General features: G+C 37.8%; 20 protein-coding genes, 1 tRNA gene and 1 pseudogene. 12 read left to right on the plus strand and 10 right to left on the minus strand.

The genetic code is table 11. The features are described 5' to 3' along the window. On the plus strand, positions 1 to 1,611 hold the full coding sequence (locus tag FEK50_RS10080; RefSeq protein ID WP_131161088.1) for a class I SAM-dependent methyltransferase: 1,611 nt from the start codon (positions 1 to 3) through the stop codon (positions 1,609 to 1,611). 77 nt (positions 1,612 to 1,688) lie between these two features. Here FEK50_RS10080 and FEK50_RS10085 read toward each other — a convergent pair whose 3' ends face one another. Both FEK50_RS10085 and FEK50_RS10090 read right to left on the minus strand, forming a co-directional pair. Then, on the minus strand, positions 1,689 to 2,066 hold the full coding sequence (locus tag FEK50_RS10085; RefSeq protein ID WP_131161089.1) for a hypothetical protein: 378 nt from the start codon (positions 2,064 to 2,066) through the stop codon (positions 1,689 to 1,691). A gap of 30 nt (positions 2,067 to 2,096) precedes the next feature. Continuing rightward, on the minus strand, positions 2,097 to 2,564 hold the full coding sequence (locus tag FEK50_RS10090) for a DUF4755 domain-containing protein (RefSeq protein WP_131161090.1): 468 nt from the start codon (positions 2,562 to 2,564) through the stop codon (positions 2,097 to 2,099). Positions 2,565 to 2,996: 432 nt separating this feature from the next. Here FEK50_RS10090 and FEK50_RS10095 point away from each other — a divergent pair, with 432 nt between their 5' ends. The 5 genes from FEK50_RS10095 (at position 2,997) to FEK50_RS10115 (ending at position 5,952) form a co-directional block, all read left to right on the plus strand. Beyond that, positions 2,997 to 3,527, plus strand: coding sequence for a lipoprotein (locus FEK50_RS10095; RefSeq protein WP_131161091.1), 531 nt, complete (start codon positions 2,997 to 2,999; stop codon positions 3,525 to 3,527). A gap of 10 nt (positions 3,528 to 3,537) precedes the next feature. Next, complete coding sequence (locus FEK50_RS10100) at positions 3,538 to 3,813, plus strand: hypothetical protein (RefSeq protein WP_131161092.1); 276 nt, start codon at positions 3,538 to 3,540, stop codon at positions 3,811 to 3,813. Positions 3,814 to 4,271: 458 nt separating this feature from the next. Next, positions 4,272 to 4,487 (plus strand): hypothetical protein, encoded by a 216-nt coding sequence (locus tag FEK50_RS10105; protein ID WP_021531385.1) that lies wholly within the window; start codon positions 4,272 to 4,274, stop codon positions 4,485 to 4,487. A gap of 90 nt (positions 4,488 to 4,577) precedes the next feature. Then, on the plus strand, positions 4,578 to 4,859 hold the full coding sequence (locus FEK50_RS10110; RefSeq protein ID WP_021531384.1) for a helix-turn-helix transcriptional regulator: 282 nt from the start codon (positions 4,578 to 4,580) through the stop codon (positions 4,857 to 4,859). Beyond that, entirely contained in the window at positions 4,852 to 5,952 is a 1,101-nt protein-coding gene (locus FEK50_RS10115; protein WP_131161093.1) for a reverse transcriptase family protein, read from the plus strand. Before FEK50_RS10110 ends, FEK50_RS10115 begins: the two co-directional genes overlap by 8 nt. A gap of 71 nt (positions 5,953 to 6,023) precedes the next feature. On the opposite strand, the gene mobQ is transcribed toward FEK50_RS10115, so the two are convergent. Continuing rightward, positions 6,024 to 7,532 carry a MobQ family relaxase gene (gene mobQ, locus FEK50_RS10120; RefSeq protein WP_131161094.1) on the minus strand — a complete coding sequence of 503 codons (1,509 nt, stop codon included), beginning with the start codon at positions 7,530 to 7,532 and terminating at the stop codon, positions 6,024 to 6,026. Between the two features lie 639 nt (positions 7,533 to 8,171). Between mobQ and FEK50_RS10125 the strand changes: the two genes are divergently transcribed. The 3 genes from FEK50_RS10125 to pilV all read left to right on the plus strand — a co-directional run bounded on the left by FEK50_RS10125 (position 8,172) and on the right by pilV (position 10,947). Next, positions 8,172 to 8,477 (plus strand): conjugal transfer protein TraD, encoded by a 306-nt coding sequence (locus tag FEK50_RS10125; RefSeq protein WP_131161095.1) that lies wholly within the window; start codon positions 8,172 to 8,174, stop codon positions 8,475 to 8,477. A gap of 396 nt (positions 8,478 to 8,873) precedes the next feature. Then, on the plus strand, positions 8,874 to 9,431 hold the full coding sequence (locus tag FEK50_RS10130; RefSeq protein ID WP_000243502.1) for a type 4 pilus major pilin: 558 nt from the start codon (positions 8,874 to 8,876) through the stop codon (positions 9,429 to 9,431). Between the two features lie 52 nt (positions 9,432 to 9,483). Beyond that, the gene (pilV, locus tag FEK50_RS10135; protein ID WP_131161096.1) at positions 9,484 to 10,947 is read left to right on the plus strand and encodes a shufflon system plasmid conjugative transfer pilus tip adhesin PilV; all 1,464 of its coding nucleotides are present in this window, start codon (positions 9,484 to 9,486) and stop codon (positions 10,945 to 10,947) included. Positions 10,948 to 11,061: 114 nt separating this feature from the next. On the opposite strand, the gene FEK50_RS10140 is transcribed toward pilV, so the two are convergent. Genes FEK50_RS10140 through FEK50_RS10150 form a run of 3 tightly spaced genes read right to left on the minus strand, consistent with a single transcriptional unit; the run spans position 11,062 to position 13,167 of the window. Then, on the minus strand, positions 11,062 to 11,406 hold the full coding sequence (locus FEK50_RS10140; RefSeq protein WP_000806208.1) for a hypothetical protein: 345 nt from the start codon (positions 11,404 to 11,406) through the stop codon (positions 11,062 to 11,064). A gap of 11 nt (positions 11,407 to 11,417) precedes the next feature. Then, complete coding sequence (locus tag FEK50_RS10145; RefSeq protein ID WP_028127163.1) at positions 11,418 to 12,272, minus strand: hypothetical protein; 855 nt, start codon at positions 12,270 to 12,272, stop codon at positions 11,418 to 11,420. Then, positions 12,262 to 13,167 carry an MvdC/MvdD family ATP grasp protein gene (locus FEK50_RS10150; protein WP_012578934.1) on the minus strand — a complete coding sequence of 302 codons (906 nt, stop codon included), beginning with the start codon at positions 13,165 to 13,167 and terminating at the stop codon, positions 12,262 to 12,264. Before FEK50_RS10150 ends, FEK50_RS10145 begins: the two co-directional genes overlap by 11 nt. 366 nt (positions 13,168 to 13,533) lie before the next feature. On the opposite strand from FEK50_RS10150, the gene FEK50_RS10155 reads away from it, so the two are divergent. Continuing rightward, positions 13,534 to 13,785, plus strand: a complete 252-nt coding sequence (locus FEK50_RS10155) for a hypothetical protein (protein WP_000042269.1) — start codon at positions 13,534 to 13,536, stop codon at positions 13,783 to 13,785. Positions 13,786 to 13,855: 70 nt separating this feature from the next. Here FEK50_RS10155 and FEK50_RS10160 read toward each other — a convergent pair. Both FEK50_RS10160 and FEK50_RS10165 read right to left on the minus strand, forming a co-directional pair. Then, positions 13,856 to 14,149 (minus strand): annotated as a pseudogene (locus FEK50_RS10160) (tyrosine-type recombinase/integrase); the annotation flags it as partial. 10 nt (positions 14,150 to 14,159) lie between these two features. Further along, positions 14,160 to 15,437, minus strand: a complete 1,278-nt coding sequence (locus FEK50_RS10165; RefSeq protein ID WP_001408804.1) for a site-specific integrase — start codon at positions 15,435 to 15,437, stop codon at positions 14,160 to 14,162. Positions 15,438 to 15,638: 201 nt separating this feature from the next. Between FEK50_RS10165 and FEK50_RS10170 the strand changes: the two genes are divergently transcribed. Both FEK50_RS10170 and FEK50_RS24180 read left to right on the plus strand, forming a co-directional pair. Beyond that, positions 15,639 to 16,754: a DUF262 domain-containing protein gene (locus FEK50_RS10170; protein ID WP_000115572.1), complete on the plus strand. Its 1,116-nt coding sequence runs from the start codon at positions 15,639 to 15,641 to the stop codon at positions 16,752 to 16,754. Continuing rightward, on the plus strand, positions 16,754 to 17,470 hold the full coding sequence (locus FEK50_RS24180) for a HEPN domain-containing protein (protein WP_000323418.1): 717 nt from the start codon (positions 16,754 to 16,756) through the stop codon (positions 17,468 to 17,470). The genes FEK50_RS10170 and FEK50_RS24180 overlap by 1 nt, the downstream gene beginning before the upstream one ends. A 66-nt stretch (positions 17,471 to 17,536) precedes the next feature. Here the strand turns inward: FEK50_RS24180 and FEK50_RS10185 are convergent, their stop codons facing one another. Both FEK50_RS10185 and FEK50_RS10190 read right to left on the minus strand, forming a co-directional pair. Further along, positions 17,537 to 18,805, minus strand: coding sequence for an integrase arm-type DNA-binding domain-containing protein (locus FEK50_RS10185; protein ID WP_001339738.1), 1,269 nt, complete (start codon positions 18,803 to 18,805; stop codon positions 17,537 to 17,539). 179 nt (positions 18,806 to 18,984) lie between these two features. Next, a tRNA-Asn gene (locus FEK50_RS10190) sits at positions 18,985 to 19,060 on the minus strand. Between the last annotated feature and the right edge of the window lie 66 nt (positions 19,061 to 19,126).

Consider the following 19,126-nt stretch of genomic DNA (forward strand, 5'->3'; position numbering starts at 1 on the left):
ATGTATAAAGAAGAAAATAAAAATATAGCTCGTAAAAGTGTTTTAAAAGCTGCGATTGAGGCGCTTACTTTGCGTAGAAAAGACTCGACTTTAGCTCCTAAAGACTATATTCGAAAAGTTAAAGCGTTTTATAGGAAAGACGAGAGTGATCCACGTGCATTTATTGTTGATGAGTTATCGGAGGAAACAATAATTCGGTGGGAGGAATTCTATGATTCAGTGATTCAGGATAGGACTGCACGTAGTATTAAAGTCGCATATTTATCTGGGCCTAACCCTGAAAATGATTTAACTGAAATGACTGATATGGGGCTTTTGCCAGAAAATATTTGGGCATTTGAAAGTGATGCTAAAATATATAATGAGGCTGTCATTTCAGCACTTTCTTCAAAATTTCCGTTTATAAAATTAATTAAAGCTAATATTGGGGATTTTTTTGCGGTGTCACCGCAGAAATTTGATCTTATATATCTTGATTTCTGTGGGCCATTGCCGAGTAAGAAAGCTGGTCAGAAAACATTAAAGGCAATAACATCAATATTAAAATATCATGCACTTTCACCTCTTGGTGTTATGATAACAAATGTAAGTCTACCGTCAAAAGAACAAAACGCGAATGAACATAAAAATATCGTAAATTTAGTTGCGAGTTATCTCTATCCAAAATCAACACTGGAGAGTAATAATCCTGAATGGAACTGTACTGATGGTGCAATTTCTGAAGGTTATAGCCTTGATGAGTGGCATAAAAAAGTTGAATGTGAAATTGAAGATTTCTATGGGCAGTATATAACGAGATTATTAGTTGATCTGATTTCGGTGATCTCTCCATATGATAATTTCACCTCATCGCATTCTTTATATAAAAATATGTTTAAAATTTCTAATTACAACGATCTAACTAAAAGCGTAAATGATTTATTTCATTTTGATAGTAATGGGAATGGTGGGGATATTATAGTTGATTCAGGGCTATTTCCAATCCTTTGGACAATTGCATCAATAGATAAAAAATACAATAATAAAGATAAAAATTACTATCAAGATATTTATTGCGATGATGATTTTAACGATTATGCTCAGTCTTTTTTATCGCAAATGAGTGCTAATGGTAATGCTCATGATTTAATAAAAAATATTTCTAACATGCACTTTCTATTAAATGAAGGGCGTACAGAGAATAATTTCTATAGTGATTCTCTGCGAAATCTCAATAAAATAAATTGGTATCAAAAAGTTTATCCATTTTGTGATCTTTTTTTGTTTCATCAAATTAAAGAGGTTTTATTCAGACAGTTATCCGTACCTTATCATGTAAATATGGAAAAAACACTGAGATGGAAATACAAAGCAAAAGACACCAATATGTATATGGATATGTTGGTGCTTGATGAATGTCGTTACCTATACGATTGGATGCCTTCACTTGATATGTTTTATAGTGGGATGATGGATATCGAGAGGCAATTTAGTTTTAGGTTTATTCTTGATGCTGTAGCTAAGCATCGAATGATTTATAATAATGAATTCTTTTATGGGACTGCATCTGTTAGTAGATTCGAAACTGATTATGTTGAAAAAGTATTGAGTGTTAGAAAGAATATAATCTAATCATATAGAGTAAGATCACTTCCTTGGGAAATGATCTTACTCATGAAGTTAGTTTTCATAAAAATCAAATGAAACCACTAATCAATCATACCTCGTGTAATTTTACTGGCTGTCTGACTAAAATTATAACGTTCCACAACATCACCCTTAAACCAGATATCCAGTGATTTAATGTGTGCTGTGCTGCTATTGGTCAACAGAGCAAGGCCCGGTATGTAGTTAGATAGTTGGCTTTCTCCCGTCATACTTGAGTAGTTCCACATCTCCTGTCCATCATTCGTAGCGCGTGTCTGAGGCTCTCCAAAGGCAGCAAGAATTTCTTGTTGGGTTGTTTTTCCCTTGACGATTTTAACTTTAACCGTCTGATGATTTTCATCTGTTAGGGATTTATTACCATGAACGGTACAACCACCAAGTGGTAATATGATAAAAATAGCAAGTAATAATTTTTTCATTTTGTTCCATAATTAGATAAAAGGGAGAGGTTAGAAAACATACTTTTTAAATACCAGCATCCATCGCTCGCAAAGTTCGTGGTTTGAGGTGCTTTTATTTTTCAGGGGAACATTAACTTTCCACATGGGATTTTTAATATCATCGGTTAAAATATTTAGACCAGACCGTTTGTTTGCTGAAAGTTGTTCTCTCCAGTTAGCAATAGCCGCATTATTCATACATCGTAATATTCCATTGCCATAAAACTTACCACCTTCTGAAAGCGTATAATTTATTTCTCGAATTTGATCAAAGGTATATGTGCTATCTTTATTGAAAATACGGACAGTATATTTTTGAGTATCAATAACAATACCTGTCTGTTGGCATTCATACGAAAGAATGTCGCCGTCCAGAACTTCCGTGAAGCTGTTGTAGTGCTTTTTCTTTTGTATATCTACTACTGCCATGATGATAACGAAGAGCACCACTAAAAACACGATACCTGTTGCTTCCACTCCTACTTCCTCCATGTAAATGAGTTAAAGAGACTGAACCCGCTCACAGAGCTTTGCTTCGTTTTATACGTTCTACGACACCAAACTCATGGCATCGGTCTCGGCGTTGCAAGGCTATCAGAACTTGAAATTATGATCGATATAAAAGATCGATAATGAGTTATTAATAGGTTATAACGATTGAATGTGCGATATCGATCGGCAATTAATTGTTATAATCGATCGAATATCTATTTATGATAGTTAATAACTATCACAAGATTGTTTTTGATCGTTTTAAACGATATGACGAGACGCTAAAAGAATTGAATCCTATCAATTGGTTAAGCGGTGGTTTTTCCATGTGATATCAGCCGGATCCCGCAACAACTCTAGCCCTGACCGGATTAGGTCAAAAATTTAGGCACTTTGATTATCAGGATGGATAAGCAGATGAAGAAGATTTTACTCGTTGCTGGCGCAGCTCTGGCACTGGCGGGATGTGGTGAGAAAGGTGATTTTGAGAAAGCGATCAATGCCAAGATTGGGCAGGACAAATACTGCTTCTCGCTGGATAACAATAACACCAGTTTCCCCATCCGTCTTGCCAAGCCACGACTTGATTCGACTGGCACAGGAACGAATTCAGTGATCCTCGACGGTTTTATTGAGCAGGGCCTGATGGTTTTTGAACAGGGCTATGACTCGAACGTATTAGGGATAACAGAGGAAGGCAAAAAAGCCAAAGTCTGGAGCACAAGAGACGGTGCCTGTGTTGGTCGTCGTGCTGTTGACGAGATTAAGGAATGGACTGAGCCGGGAAAGGGTAATCAGAAAGTAGTTCGCGTGACCTATACGTGGAAGCTGGTTGATGTTCCGGGCTGGATTGACAAAAAAGCGTTCACCAGCGTCAAAGGAATGAATGAACCTGCTGATAGTGCCATGAATCTTGTTAAAACCAGTAATGGCTGGAAAGCCAATTAAGGACGCCATCATGGAAAACAATACCATCAAATGCCCGTTTTGCTTCAAAGAGAGTCAGCGTGGGGTTCACGTCTGTACAGGCTGTTTAGCGACGGTGTTATATGGCACTTATCCCGGCTGGTATGCTGCTGTTGTTTTGTTGTTGGCTTTTGGTCTGTCTATTATCATTGGTATGTCAACAGGCATGGCCGGGGCTACTATCAGCCTACCAATCATTGCAGCTATTGGGTTTGTCGCTGGTAAGGCAATTTTCTCTGATAATGTTGTGTTCAGAAGAAGGATGTAAAACCTCTTTTAATGTAAATGCAAAGAAACCATGTCTGCGAATCTGGATATGGTTTTTTTGCATAAAAAAATATTTTATATTTCAAAATAGAATAAATGAGTGTGTTGCCTGTCAGGCAACAACTGGCTATCATTTAATTATGGACGAACGAACTCGTTTGTCTTTGCTCTTTAAAAACCTCTAGGATCGGTAAAGGACTGAGTGAAACTTTCAGTCAACCATTTCTCCAATACGAGACGTGGCCCATGTCCCTCTTCATTGTGATCGTAACTTAATGCGAAATGTATATTGCAATCGTATATCTACGATACGGCATTGTTTAATGCTGAAATGGCGGGGTATCCAATCAGTTGTGTTGGATGGGTGTTGGCTGGCTTTGTCTACGGTGTGCAACACGATCCACAAGACATTTTGGCGGGGATGCAAGTTGCATCGTGTTGTTAAAATGAGAGGATTTTATGAAAGATGTTTTAGACACTTTGCGCCAAGTGCGTGAAAAGAGCAAACACACTGTAGACAATAGCTCTTTGAAAGAACTGGATGATGCGATTCTGACCCTTGAAAAGAGAATCGAGGAGAATTCTAAAGGCCACAGAGCCTTAGATTATCTTTCTTATATCGCTAAGATCTTTGCTTTAATTAAACTTCTTAGCGGTGATTCTGATTTTCATTAATATCTACCTACTAAGGAGATTTGTTATGTATCCATCTTCATTTTCTGAACGAGCAGCCAGCCATGTCAATCCCATTATCTGAGGTGCACTATGTTAGATATTGGTTCAACCATTAAACTATGCCGTGAAGCACGTAAGCTCACCTTACAAGAACTATCAGATAGAACGGATTTAACGAAATCTTATCTATCTCGTATAGAGAACAATCAAAGAGATCCTACTATTTCAGCGCTAGAAAAAATATCATTAGCGCTACATATCCCTCTAAATCTCATCATCCTTCTTTCTGAAAGTGAAGAGACAAATGATGAGTTTTCTGACATCAATAACATGCTCAAAAAAGCTATAATGGATTCATTAGTTAATGTATAAGAATTGGAATTATTCAAATAGACCACTTGCTAATTTAGAGTCTCTATTCAAAATTCTGGAAACAAATGAATGGAGGCTCACTTATCTTTTAAAAAACAAAAAAAGTTTTTTCAAAACGGTACCGGTAATCAGAAAAGGTAAAAAAAGAACGACGTATAAAGTAGTTGGTGAGTTATTAAAGATACATGAGTTTATAAAACAGCGTATTTTTTCGAAGATATCACTTCCGGAGTATATTACTGGCGGTAGGAAAGGCGTCAGCTATATAGATGATTGTATATCTCATCGTAATAAATCAATTATCATTCAAGAAGATATGAAGGATTTCTTTCCTTCTATAAAAGAAGAGTTGATAGCTAAAGCATTTCAATATTACATGAATTTCTCTCCTGAAGTTTCTTCATTAATAGCCAATCTATCAACACTTGAAGGCTCACTTGTTCAAGGAACTAAATTAAGTACGGACATTGCCAACTTAATATTTTTAGAAGAAGAGGCTCTTATCAGTGAGGAAGTCAGAAAATTAGGTGGAAATTATACGAGATATGTCGATGACATAACTATTAGTTTCGAATCGGGAGTTAATAATGAAGATATTTCAAAAATAAAAACAATGATTTTGTCAATGGCGCTCAAAAGTGGAATTAGATTAAATAGAAAGAAATCAAAAATTTTGAGAAATGGTCAGTCCAAAATCGTACATGGTGTAAAGGTAATCAAAGAGCTTAGGCCAACACAAAAAAGAAAAGATAATATAAGGATGTGTCTTTTTAATTTGAAGAAAAAAGTGATTGAAAAGGAAAGTGTTATGGATGTTCTTACGATGTATTTTAAAATTAGAGGATTAATAAATACATTAAAGCAGCAAGGTGATAAAAATCATGCAGAGTATATAAAGCAAGCTAATCAGATTATAGCTGGTGTTGATAAAAAGGATGCAATAAAATCAATAAGGCAAATAAGAAAAGTTAGAGATATTAAGAAATTAAGGTTTTTGTATTCAAAGTTAAAACCATTAGGTAATTCATCTAAAAGTGTATCGGCCATTTTAGATGTTGAATATGAAAACTGTAAAAGCAAACTTAATAAATAATTGAAGGGATAATGCAAGGCAATTCTTAATGGTCAGTATTTTTTACATGTTTGTATAAATGAGCAATTACATTATTTATTAGATCGATAACTCGAAGGTCTCAGCCGTGGTGAATTATTATTGTCGTTCCCATTTGTGGGGGGAGTAAAAGGCATATCACTATTAACGTTATTCTTTTCGTTTTTCTGACGACTTGGAAAACGAACGGTCTTGTCATTATCTGATACATTTCCACAGAACTCTGCTTCTGGTGATTTTTGGTCATTGTTAAATTTAGCGCGTTTTTCAAACTCCGAGCGTGGAACATTGATACCCAACACTTCATCATAGATATAGTTTTCTGCGATACGCTTATCATGGTCAGCATCAGTGGTATCGGGTTTCCTTTTAGCCCATACAAATCTTTCTTTGAATAAACCGATGACTAACAAAGTAAAACGCTTAAACAAACCACTCTGACGCGGCTGAACCTTTCTGCTTTTGGTTTTAATAGGAACGCGTTTTTTCGCTCTGGTTTTTCGAGAAGAAGGGGTTTTCAGTTTAGTGGATGTATTTGGTTCAGGAACAACCAGAACAGGGGATTTCTTCCCTGAAACATTTACTTTACTAACTTTATTAGGATCACGGTAAGATTTTGCTGCTGGTCTTCTGCTTGTAGTTGCTGTTGCCACAATCGGCTGCTGTTCTCCTGTTGCCGGGTAGTCTTGAAGAACAATCTCTTCGGGTTCAGCAAGATGTGTAATCGTAAAGCTTCTGAAATCAACCACGATTTCCAGTGGTAGCTCACTGAATGTGGTGTAGACCTTTTTTGCTTCTTTAATTTGATGATCGCGTTGAGCTTGTTCAGCAGCTCGTTGTTCCTGAGACTCGGTGTTATTCCATTTAGCACGATGAACACGCTGCATTGCCGGGCGGTTTGTTTCCGTTGCTTTGGCAAGCCAGAATGCTTTCTCTTCAACACTGAATGCTTCTTCTGCTTGAGCAAGGGCATCGGCACATTGCGTTCTGAGAGAACGGTGATCGATACGTTCTTCACTGCCTGCGGCTTCAAGGTAGCTGTTTGACATCGTGGCCCATGACTCACGCCATTGGATCATTATCTTCTTATCATTCCAGCTTCTGTCTTTTTTACCGAAGCCTTCGGGACCAATGGTTTTCAGAGTTAACATGATGTGAGCATGGGGATTCTTACTATCCAAGTCATGAAATGCGATATCAGCAATCATTCCTTTATCAACAAAGTTCTTCTGACAGTATTCGGCAACCAATTTTTTCTTATCATCGTTGTTGAGTTCTACGGGAATAGCGACATCAAAATAACGGGCTGTTTGCCCGTTGTTCTGGCGTTCCACTCTTTCAACTTCATTCCAGAGTGCTGGGGAGCTTTCAATAATATGAGCAGGTGTGGAAACAGGGGCTAATATAATATGACCATGAAGATCTGTTCTGTGGCTGAAATCAAATGTTTCGCCAATGCGATCATCTGTAATACGTGTACGGGCATGATAGGCAGCTTTCGCAACGGAAGTCATGCCCTCGCTTCGTTTCACAATTTTAAAATCCAGATGAAAAATCGCCATTAAAAATATAACCTCAAATAAAAATGCTGCTGTTAGTTTTTCGCCAGAAAAACTTCGGGGTTGACCTTGGTTTTGCTTTTAGCCTGCGGCAGGCAACCGTCGGTAGACCCCACACATTGCGTAGCAGTGTATAGGTGGGCATTGTCTTTAAAAAAATAAACCAATGTAAAATGCTCCTCTTATTAATTAATACGAAATATATGTATGGTTGTAAAATAATACGCCGGAATAAGCGGCGCAAACTGGATTAAAGGTGTAGGTTTCACGTCCGTAGGACAAAAAGAGTAAAGAAAAGGCCCGTAAGGGAAAAAGAAGTATTAATTATTCCCGCCGTAAGGCGGGACAGCTTTAATTGAAGAAAAAAGCTAATAAAACAGGGAGTGTTATGTGTTGCACAATTCACAGGTTGAGATTGGAAAATAGAGTTAAAAATCAACAGGTGAAAATAAAATCACGAATGCGCAAAAATAAGTAACGCGGAGAGTGCGAGGTATTTTAAGTTAGTGATTACTATCATATGCGTTGCACATATTTATAAAGAAATGTATCAGAATCATTCACTCTAACAAAATTGTGTAAATTTGACATTATTTCTCCTTGTGATAATTAAATACGTGTAAACAGCAAGAGGTGATAACTATGGATGATGATATAAAAAGACCAAGAACAGAAAAAACATTAAAGCAAAAGGTCGCTTTTGCTCAGCTTGAACTTAACCGTCTTAAGTCTCTGGAAAAATCAGAACGAAAGAAAGTTGAAACAAGGCTAAAGATTATTCTTGGCGCGGAAGTGGCTAAAGCTATGCATTGCGATATCGAACAGGTGGATAAAGAACTCGTTATGGGGATTTTGCTTTCAGCATCTGACCTGAATGACATTGAAAAAATAACGCATATAAAAGCAGGCAGGAAGTTTCTCGCACAAATGGATGGAAGACAAAAATAAAAAAACTAAATTTATTTTGCTTCAGGTATTGATATCTAATTATTATCTGTTATCTATATAAAAGAACAGAACGCAGGATAATCCTTTATTAATATTTTTTCCTTTTCAGTCATGCGTTCTGTTCGACCAGTAATCTGTTAATTTTTATCTTTATGTAGTGAACGTTATTATTACTTTTTTATCAGATATGATAAATATCCCATGAGGAAGTAATAATAACAGTAGTAGTGATAACAAATGTTGTTTTTAAATCTCCCGGAAGGCAAAGAGAAATCTTTGCCTTTTTTAATTCATCCGTCTGTCAGATAGAGTTAAATATATCTTGCTATTTCTATTGCCAGATATGAGAGAAGCGTTATAACAGGAGGTATCATTAAAACAAAAAAGGAGATAATAATGGTTTTATTAAATAACAAAAGAAAAAGCAAGAAAGGTTTCTCACTACTCGAACTATTACTTGTTTTGGGCATCATTGCTGCATTAGTGGTAGCGGCTTTTATCGTTTATCCCAAGGTTCAGGCTTCACAAAGAGCGCAGGCAGAATCCAATAACATTGCCACCATACAGGCAGGTGTTAAAGCGTTATACACGTCGGCATCAAGCTTTACTGGCCTGACAAATACTGTGGCTGTTCAGGCAAAAATCTTCCCTGACAATATGTTAAGTGGGTCAGGAACGGCAGCTAAACCCATCAATGCCTTTAAAGGTAATGTGACGCTGGCGGCTACAGCTACAGGTCCGTCATCAGCAGCGGGCTCTTCTTTCACTATCACATACGATAATGTGCCAGCAGCGGAATGTGTGAAGATTGCGACAGCGGCAGCCGGTAATTTTTATATTACTACGGTAGGAACCAAGGTTGTTAAAGCCGCAGGAGGAACACTCGATGTGGCAGCTACGGCAGCAGCATGTACGAATGCCACAAGTAATACATTAGTTTTCACGTCTATTTAATGAAGAGGGCGCAGGCCCTTTTCTTTCTTATTGCTAAAACAGGGAGATAATTATGATAAAGAAAAAAGGATTTACCTTACTGGAAGTGACTATTGTGTTAGGTATTGGAACGCTTATTGCTTTTATGAAGTTTCAGGATATGAGAAACGATCAGGAAGCGGTATTGGCTGATAATGTCGGAACACAGATTAAACAGCTTGGTGAAGCGGTTAACCGCTATATCAGTATTCGCTATGACAAGATATCCACACTGTCATCATCCAATAATCAAAGCAGCGATCCGGGGCCAAGAACCTGTACGTCTAATGGCTGTGAAATCACTTACCAGACGTTAATTAATGAAGGTTTGTTGCCTGTAGGCTATACAGGAACTAACGCGCAAAAAGCATCTTACAAAATTGTGTTAAAGCGTTCAGGAACCGCGCCTAATTACGTGATTAATGGCCTTATAACAACCGCCAGCCCGTGGGAAGAAGGTGGTCGTATTCGTTATGACCTGTTAGGTAAAGCGGTTCAGGCGGCAGGTGTTGATGGTGGTATGAGCAGAAGCACCAAGATCGCTTCTGGTTATGGTGGTCAGTGGAGTGAGAACTCTAACAGCTACAATAACATCACGGGTGGTGGATTGCTGGCTTACCGCGTGGGGTATAACTCTTCAATGTATTCTGTTTACCTGCGCCGTGATGGGACGTTGCCGATGACGGGTGATCTGAATCTTGGTGGTAAGAGCATCAAAAACATCAAAGATATGACGGCATCAGGAACAACAACAACGGGAGCACTTAAGACAACGGGTAATGCGTCTGTTGCATCAGATCTGAGTGTGGGTGGAACCTCGACCCTTAATGGTCCTGTAAATATCAACAACAATCTGAGGGTAAAATCCGATACCTATCTGAACACGCTTTCAACAACAGGTCTGGCGAAGTTTGGTAGTCGTATCGCGACGAATGGACTTAATCCAAACGATCTGCCTGCTGGCTGGGCTGGCGGTGTTCGCACCTATGATTTATATGCGTCAGGGACTGTTGGTGTAGGAACCGGGAAAACAGTTAAAGCTTACATGAATAATGCGGGTAATATTTATGCTTCAGGTAATCTTACTGCCGGAACGATAAAATCCAACGGAACAATTGAATCAACAGGCAGAATCAAAGCAGGTGAATATCTTCATTTGAATGGTCAGGCAACGTTAAATGCGAAATGTACGCCTAATGGTCTGGTGGGGCGAGACAGTGCGGGTAGGATGTTATCGTGTGTCAGTGGTAAATGGCAGACAGCAAGTGGTGATGGTCTGAAAGGTATTTTTATCACAATAACAGATCAAATCTCTGGTTATAAATGCGTTATACCGAATAGTGACACTGGGACATGTGCCTGCCCGGGATCAACGTATAGTCCTCAGTTTGGTTATATATCTGGAACTTTAATCGCTGAATACGATGAACGACGTTGTAGTGGTAGTAAGAACGAGCACTGTTATAGTAATATAAGAAGGTTATATGCGTGTAGATAATGTTTCTGTCCATTTTATTTAAATGGTGATAATTGCCATTATCATATGTCATGGTAAATTAAAAGGGCCAAGAAGGCCCTTTATAATTAAGGCGTTTGTTTCACCAGAATCTATTTAGTTAAAATAGAAATCATCATCACCTGATTCAACGACATTTGTTACAAATGTTCTACATACTATAAAATCATCATCATTATTTTCAATAGATTCTGTAAAAAATGTATCCATAGCAGACTGCTTTTCATTAGATATTTCGTATTTTCTTTCACAGTTGCTGGGGGCTAAACTGTAATCCTCATCTTGGTTCTCTATGACTCTTGTATGCGTTGTCCAAGTGTTGAGATAATCTTCATCATTAGGTTCTGTGGTAAATGTTTTTACGGTAGAGTTTGTTTTACTTGAAATTGTTGATGCGTTTATTTCGAAAGATTCACTATAGAGCATAGTATACGGTTTCATATTATATCCTTTTAATTTACAGCTAAAAACATGCCTGACGGCGTGAATATGATTTCATTCACTGGATTATCGCTATAATATTGCAGTGAAATGGAAAACATGTATAGCGTGATTCCAACTAAAATCGATCTGTATAGATATTTTTCGGCATTTCTAACTATACCTGCAAAATATCTGACGTCATCTTTTCTTGCTATCCAGTCACGATATATAGCCTTCGTTAAGGCATAATTACTGTTATCAAATTTTAATGATTTAAAACTTGATTGAGAAAAACTACTTACCATCATTCCTTTTCTTAGAAAAAGAAATAAATTAATTATATCAACAAGCAATATAAAAAATAAATAATAGGAAATAAATCTTATTGCAAAATTTGTATTTGCGGATGGTAGAATGGTTTGTAGATAAACCACTGCCCCTGTGAGGGCAATAGTGATAGTAGTATAATGTGTTATCTTACTTTGAAGATTAGATAAACTATCGTTATTTTCGGAAAGGCGCTGCTTTAAAAAATCTTCTTGTTCCTTCCTTCTTTTAGGTAGAATTGATTTAATATATTGACTATACGCCATGACATATTCTTCAATTTTTGTGCCCGATATTCTTGGGCAAAGTGTATCATAGTGTATGCTCGTAAAAAACTGGAAGTTAGATTTATCCAAAATACGGTTTGATTTTTTATTGAAAGTTAATAAATATATTATTTTACTCCCCACAGGAAAACATAATAAAGATACTCTTAATGACGTAGAATTAATAACATTTCTTTTTTCAATAGTATCAAAATTCTCATCTAATGATGTGTGGAATAATAATGAAAAGTTTAATAATTTTATAATAAAGTAAATGAAATTATACTTCATTTAAAAACCTCACTAACTCACTTGACACATTAATATTCGTTTCATTTTCTAGCCATGCCCATTGACCATTTGCATTCATCTCTAAGAAGAACCATTCACCATCAAAAACTATAAAATCAAAACATCCAAAAGAAATATTCATGACTGACATATACCTCAGACATTTTTCTTTTATAGTATCAGGCATTTTTATTGTTGAATAGAATATTTCGTTATTGTCTTTTCTCCAGTCAATTTTATTTTTAGATATTATTTTTACCGAATAATCTTTACCATTTATGAATGTTGATCTCACCTCGAATTCTTTTTTTGTATACGATTGAAAATAAGCTGGACAATATTTTAATGTTTCTGTGTTTTTATTCATGTCAACCATATTTGTTTGAACAAATTCCTTTTCTTTCTGATTTTCTATCAATCCACTTGATAACGGTTTGACAATGCTATTGATTGTCAAAGTGTTTTTGAAACAATCGAAATTATTTGTCAATATAAAATCAGGAATTGTGAATCCAATATCAATTGCAGTTTTTGCTTGCAATACTTTGTTATCTGCTCTTTTTATAATTGATGGCTTGGATAAGCATTTTCCAGTAAACGACTCAGCAATCCCTTCAACAAAAGCGAATACTTCTCGAAAGCAATGATTATGATATTTTGAATCAATTTTATTGATAATATTCTCAGGAGTTGGTTTTCTATAATAGATGGATCTGCATTCACTCTCGAGCAATTCATTATTATTTTTATTAACAATACTGAATCCTTTTTTAGTGTAAGAAAATTTATATTCAGAGAAATTATCAACATCTAACCTGTAAAAATTGTTAATGCTATGTTTTTTTACTATGTAATCAATTGTTTTATCAAAGCTAGATGTTATAACTAAAATCATTTTTATTCCTATCATTGATAACCATTTGGTATAAGCTGATAATAATTATATACCTATACCTTTTGCGGGTTAAGTACAAGCCTCTCTCAAGATGAAGATCGCTATAGATTTCTGAAAGTTATTTGCTGTCAAGAGCTCTTTTTCATAGCAGTGGCTAACTTTTAGTTTCTCTTCGTTAAACGCGATTAGTTATTTTTATTCATTAAAAACAATAGACTATATCATAACTGTGTTTTTATACAGTTTTAGACTTGTTTTTAGGAAAACAAAGGATTATAAAATCTGTTGATGCCACTGTATGTGGTGTTTCTTTAGGAATGTAAGTACTACATAAGGGATATTCATAACTTCTTGGGGATTCGTTTCATGAGTAAAAACGTAAAACAGACTTCTGAAAATGTGGCTTCTACTGCTGCAAAAACGCTGGCTAATCCTAATGCTTCTGCCATCCAGAAAAGCCTCGCTGGTTCTGCGCTTTCGCAACGTGGGACATCAAACCAGACAAGTGGGCAAATGGAGCATAAGGCATCATCAGCTCTTGATAATCCACGTTCCAGCAAGTTAACGAAGCAACTTGCAGCCTCTGTTTTGGCACAATCAAACAAAGGGCGTAAGTGATAAGTAACAGGGAGAGTAAAACCTCCCTGCGTTTTTTATTTACTGCGATTGTCTGCTTGCTGGAAGGCGATTATTGTTTCTGAGCAAACTCAAACGGCCTGACCATCCCATCCCAGTTAGCATCAAGAAAATCTGCCTACCATTGTAGCATCAACCTTCGCTGCTCAAGATGTTTGGCCTTATGTGTATAGGCAGCACGAACACTGTTGCTTTCCTTGTGGTTCATCTGGAGTTCCACCGCATCTTCAGACCATAGCCCTGATTCAATCAGAGCACTACATGCCAGTGTGCGGAAACCATGACCGCAAATATCCTGCGTGGTGTCATAGCCCATCTTACGCAGCGCCTTGTTGATCATGTTTTCAATCAGACCGCTAAACATTGGCAAGACAAAACCCCGACCACTCATCCATCAACGCCACCCGCTTAGGCCATAACGTCCCACGTTGATACGCAGCCTCTGCCTTATCTGCCAACTGGTGAGCTAACGCATGTTCAATTACCTCACGCGGATAGTTGGTCGTTTCACCAGCCCAATCACGGAATGTCGATCTAAACCCATGCTGTGTTAAATCGGTATATCCCATTCGCTTTAGGACTGCCAGTAAAGCCGTATCCGAGAGTTGTCCCTTCCGAGTGGCAGGGAATACAAAACTGATACCCTTAAAGCGTGGTAAAGCTTTTAACAAGGCAACAGCAGCATCAGACAGAGGAACTCGATGCTCCTTCGCTGCTTTCATTCGGCTTGCAGGTATGGTCCACGTTTTACCTTCAAGATCGATCTCTGACCACTCGGCACCACGAATTTCACCTGAGCGTGCTGCGGTCAGTATGGCAAACTCAAGCGCACGAGGAGAAACGCCGCTTCGTTCACGTAGTTCTTTCATAAAAGAGCCGATCTGGTTATAGGGAAGGGCCGCATGGTGTTTGGTGATCTGAACTTTACTTGGCTGAGGCAACAGAGGTTTCAGCATACCTTTCCATGCGGCAGGATTATCACCTTCAAAGTATTCTTTGGCCTTGGCGTAATCGATCACTGTTTCAATACGTCCACGTAGACGACTGGCAGTTTCATTCTTGGTTAACCAGATAGGTTCCAGTATTGCCAGAAGATCGACTTTGGTGATTTCACTAACGGCCTTTTTGCCAATGAAAGGGTAGGCATAGGTTTCCAGTGTGGAACGCCATTGCGCGAGATGTTTTTTGTTCTTCATCTCACTGTCTTTGACCTCCAGCACTTCTTCACAACATTCGGCAAAGGTCTTTTTCTTCCGGGCCAGTATTTCCTGCCGGGCTTTTTGTTCGTGTTTTTCTTGAAGGGGATTAATACCATTACGGATTTGTTTACGTAGCTCACGCGCTTTGTCACGCGCTTCGGCTAAGGAGACTTCCGGGTAAGGGCCAAGCCCCATATTCAAACGTCTTGGAACTGTTCTACCGAGATTGTTGATTCGGGTTCCCATAGCCACGCAAAGAACCCATGCACGGGACTGATTTCGGATGCGAAGGTATAAACCATCCACATTACCAACCGCATACATGCCTTCGGATTTTAATCGTGATACGACGAGTCCTGATAGTTCCTTGGCCCTTTCAATGGCATTCGTCACACTTGATACAGAGTTGGCACATTCCTTGGTATTCTTTAACATTACTTTTTATCAACATCAGAATTTCGCATGTAGAAGGTAATCTAAGGTATTGAAATACTTATTGTTATTGTGATATATATAACATATGCAATGATAAGCGCATTTATAGTTTACGGGTAATTTTTATCTTTTACTGATGGTGTTTATTATTAATGATCATTAATGTAATATATATTAAAATTATTTTTATGAGGTTCTATTATGTCTGTTAATGATGCCAAAAAACTTGCGGATAAACTTTTCCCAATATTTGATGATGATGATATTTCTATCGTTGATATTCCCCCTGAGCAGCGTCGATTGCATACCGAGACTTACGATTTTTCAATATCAACACTCGTCGACTATTTGAAAAATGGTACTGTGTTTATTCCTGATTTTCAAAGGAAATATGTTTGGAGTAGAGGGCAGGCATCAAGATTAATTGAGTCTTTAATAATCCAGTGTCCTATCCCTGTTATTTATTTAAACCAAGAGAAAGATGAGAGTTTATCTGTTATTGATGGTAATCAACGGTTGACTTCAATTAAACTATTTATTGAGGATGGTTTTGAATTACAGGGATTGACAGCATATCCAGAATTGGAGGGGAATTCGTTTTCATCACTGGACGCGAGATTCCGTAGGCATATTTTAAATCGCACATTGAGATGCATAACCATATTAAAAGAAACTCACCCTCAAATTAAAATTGATGTTTTTGAAAGAATAAATACAGGTGCAGTACAATTAAATCCTCAGGAGGTACGTCATGGAGTTTATCATGGTCCATTATTTACTATGATTGACGAAATAAGTGAGGAGAAAGTATGGAGAGACTTAACAGGAATTAAAAATGACACACGAATGAAGAATAATGAACTCATATTGAGAGCATTCGCACTTTCATATTCTGTGACACCATATAAAAAACCATTAAAGAAATTCCTTAATGATTTTAGTTCTGAAAAACAAAATATTGAACCTGATGTTGCCTTGGAGTGGCGTAGTAGATTTCTTGGTGCATTAAACTGTATTAATAAATTGTTTGGTAAAAAAGCATTTAGAATTCTAAATGAAAACTTAGAGCCTCAAGTAAGAAATTTCAATTCTGCTTTATTTGATGCTCTAATTGTCGGGTTTATGGTATCAAAATTTAATCAGGATATGATAAACGAACTTGATGCAACAAAACTTAAGGATTTCTTAATAGAGTTTCAAAGAATAACATCAGAGGAGCGTTTTAATGAGTCGATTACTTCTGGCACTTCGGCGACGCAATCGGTTCATTATCGTATTAGCACAATGAAAAATTTCATTGAACGGTATTTCAACTGATGGCATATATTAAAAGCGCATCTAGAAAACAATTCGAGCAGATTCATTCCAATTTGCTTGAACAGGTTCGTTATGTTTCAAAAATAAAAGAATTAAGAACAGATATTATACATAGTGTTTATAATAACGCGATATTTCGAGTTTCTGCTGCATTCGAAGATTATATTAAAGATGTTTTGGAAGATTGGATTGACATGCTGAACCAAAATAACGGATGCCTTTCGCATCTACCTGATGAAATTATCTTGTTTTCTTTATTCAAAAACCAAGAGAAAAATTTTATAAATTACGTTTCTCATGGTTCTGAGTCAATAATGATGAGTGACTTAAATAAGTGTAAGGATAAACTTCAGGCGTTATCGTCACCTAATTCTCCTGTAAAGCCTGTTATTGTCCCAAAACAGCTGATAATGGATAAAAAATATCCTTCCAAAAAAAATATCAAACTTCTTTTTAATAGATTTGGTATCAAAGATATATTAAAAGCAATGACTGCGAAAGGTAAAAAAGATTATGAGTTCATGCTCCAGTCTTTCTCTGATAGCCGCACGGAGTTAGCCCATTCATATTCTTCAATTAATCTTTCAAAAGATACTGTTATTGATAAGCTAAATAATGTTAAAGAAATTGTTAGGATTATGGATAGGATATTATATTCACATGTCTGTGATAAAAGTGGTAGTGAATACTGGAAAACAGAACTGTTAGCGATTTAGTATTAATGCGGCTAATATCTTTAGCCGCATTGAAGTTGAAGCAACCTTTGACCACCATGTTTACTTTTATTGAGCAAACTCAAACGGCCTGACCATCCCATCCCGATTTGCATCAAGATAATCTGCCCACCACTGTAACATCAATCTTCTCTGTTCAAGATGTTTGGCCTTATGGGTATAGGCAGCACGCACACTGTTGCTTTCCTTGTGGCTCATCTGAAGTTCTACCGCATCTTTAGACCATAGCCCTGATTCAATCAGAGCACTACATGCCAGTGTTCGGAAACCATGACCGCAGATGTCCTGCGTGGTGTCATAGCCCATCTTACGCAGCGCCTTGTTGATGGTGTTTTCACTCATGGGTTTGAATGAGTCATAACATCCAGTAAAAATTAATCCGGCGTCATTACCTTCTTCATAGGTAAGCTGACGGATCTCTTTCAGTATCTTAAGAGCCTGCCTGCAAAGGGGAACAAAGTGCTGGCGTTTCATTTTTGCGCCACGCGTGGAATATTTGACGCGCTCAATCACTTCACGCTTTTCTGGTATCACCCATAACTTACTGTTGAAGTCGATTTCTGACCATCGTGCATAGCGGAGTTCACTGGAACGAATGAAAATCAACAGATTGAGTTTAATCGCCAGTGTGGTAAGTCCACGGCCTTTGTAGGCATCAATACGTTCAAGTAGCAGGGGGATCTCTTCCAGCTCCAGTGCGGGACGGTGCTCAGTCTCTGGTTTCTGCACAGCACCTTCCATATCGTAAGCAGGATTATGGCGCATAAGTTTTTGCTGGACGGCGTGACGCAGGATGGCAGTGATGTATTGCTTGATCCGCATGGCAATTTCAAGATAGCCAAGCGTTTCTGCTTTTTTTACCGGAACAAGCAGATCACCCGTATCCAGATCTGAAACGTTGCTGTCACCAATATCCGGGAATACATAGGTCTCAAGGCGCTTCCATACCGTATCGGCGTAATCTTCAGACCATTTTGTTTTGGTGGCAAACCAGCTTCTGGCGACGACACGGAACGAACGGGTTTTATCCCGCTTTTCCTGCAGAGCTTTTTCATCAGCCTGTTTTTTAGCGTTAGGATCGATTCCCTGAGCAAGCAGCTTTTTTGCTTCATCACGTCGTTGTCTGGCATCAGCAAGAGAAACCGCAGGGTAAACACCAATGGAAAACACTTTCTGTTTACCATCGAAGCGATAGCCTAACTGCCAGTATTTTGAACCATTGGGATGCAAAAGAAGGTAGAGACCAAATCCATCAGTGAGCTTGACGGCTTTTTCCGCTGGTCTGGCATTTTTTACTTTAGTATCAGTAAGTGACATGACGGTTCCCTCCGCGTGCTGGTAAAACGCAAATCGAACCAGCTTTACCAGCATTTTTACCAGCAAAGTAGTGTGGATTCGAGCGGTTTTTAACGAACGAGGGTGAACGTGAAGAAGGGGATAACCAGTTGATATAAATGCAGAAAGCAGACGTCAGTGAACGTCTGCTTTCCTTAAATTGGCTCCTCTGACTGGACTCGAACCAGTGACATACGGATTAACAGTCCGCCGTTCTACCGACTGAACTACAGAGGAATCGCTGTTGAGGCACATCTTAACGGCGAAAAATCTTTTGTCAAACCTGATTTTTAAATTTCTCAA

This window comes from Escherichia sp. E2586 (genome assembly GCF_005781105.1).
Classification (GTDB): domain Bacteria; phylum Pseudomonadota; class Gammaproteobacteria; order Enterobacterales; family Enterobacteriaceae; genus Escherichia.

Excerpts from the sequence above, each read along its gene's own strand:
- pilV (WP_131161096.1), top strand. The coding sequence starts at position 9,484 with ATGATAAAGAAAAAAGGATTTACCTTACTGGAAGTGACTATTGTGTTA.
- FEK50_RS10105 (WP_021531385.1), top strand. The coding sequence starts at position 4,272 with ATGAAAGATGTTTTAGACACTTTGCGCCAAGTGCGTGAAAAGAGCAAA.
- FEK50_RS10125 (WP_131161095.1), top strand. The coding sequence starts at position 8,172 with ATGGATGATGATATAAAAAGACCAAGAACAGAAAAAACATTAAAGCAA.
- FEK50_RS10115 (WP_131161093.1), top strand. The coding sequence starts at position 4,852 with ATGTATAAGAATTGGAATTATTCAAATAGACCACTTGCTAATTTAGAG.
- FEK50_RS10100 (WP_131161092.1), top strand. The coding sequence starts at position 3,538 with ATGGAAAACAATACCATCAAATGCCCGTTTTGCTTCAAAGAGAGTCAG.
- FEK50_RS10170 (WP_000115572.1), top strand. The coding sequence starts at position 15,639 with ATGTCTGTTAATGATGCCAAAAAACTTGCGGATAAACTTTTCCCAATA.
- FEK50_RS10140 (WP_000806208.1), bottom strand. The coding sequence starts at position 11,406 with ATGAAACCGTATACTATGCTCTATAGTGAATCTTTCGAAATAAACGCA.
- FEK50_RS10185 (WP_001339738.1), bottom strand. The coding sequence starts at position 18,805 with ATGTCACTTACTGATACTAAAGTAAAAAATGCCAGACCAGCGGAAAAA.
- FEK50_RS10155 (WP_000042269.1), top strand. The coding sequence starts at position 13,534 with ATGAGTAAAAACGTAAAACAGACTTCTGAAAATGTGGCTTCTACTGCT.
- FEK50_RS10085 (WP_131161089.1), bottom strand. The coding sequence starts at position 2,066 with ATGAAAAAATTATTACTTGCTATTTTTATCATATTACCACTTGGTGGT.
- mobQ (WP_131161094.1), bottom strand. The coding sequence starts at position 7,532 with ATGGCGATTTTTCATCTGGATTTTAAAATTGTGAAACGAAGCGAGGGC.
- FEK50_RS10080 (WP_131161088.1), top strand. The coding sequence starts at position 1 with ATGTATAAAGAAGAAAATAAAAATATAGCTCGTAAAAGTGTTTTAAAA.
- FEK50_RS10110 (WP_021531384.1), top strand. The coding sequence starts at position 4,578 with ATGTTAGATATTGGTTCAACCATTAAACTATGCCGTGAAGCACGTAAG.
- FEK50_RS24180 (WP_000323418.1), top strand. The coding sequence starts at position 16,754 with ATGGCATATATTAAAAGCGCATCTAGAAAACAATTCGAGCAGATTCAT.
- FEK50_RS10165 (WP_001408804.1), bottom strand. The coding sequence starts at position 15,437 with ATGTTAAAGAATACCAAGGAATGTGCCAACTCTGTATCAAGTGTGACG.
- FEK50_RS10150 (WP_012578934.1), bottom strand. The coding sequence starts at position 13,167 with ATGATTTTAGTTATAACATCTAGCTTTGATAAAACAATTGATTACATA.
- FEK50_RS10095 (WP_131161091.1), top strand. The coding sequence starts at position 2,997 with ATGAAGAAGATTTTACTCGTTGCTGGCGCAGCTCTGGCACTGGCGGGA.
- FEK50_RS10130 (WP_000243502.1), top strand. The coding sequence starts at position 8,874 with ATGGTTTTATTAAATAACAAAAGAAAAAGCAAGAAAGGTTTCTCACTA.
- FEK50_RS10145 (WP_028127163.1), bottom strand. The coding sequence starts at position 12,272 with ATGAAGTATAATTTCATTTACTTTATTATAAAATTATTAAACTTTTCA.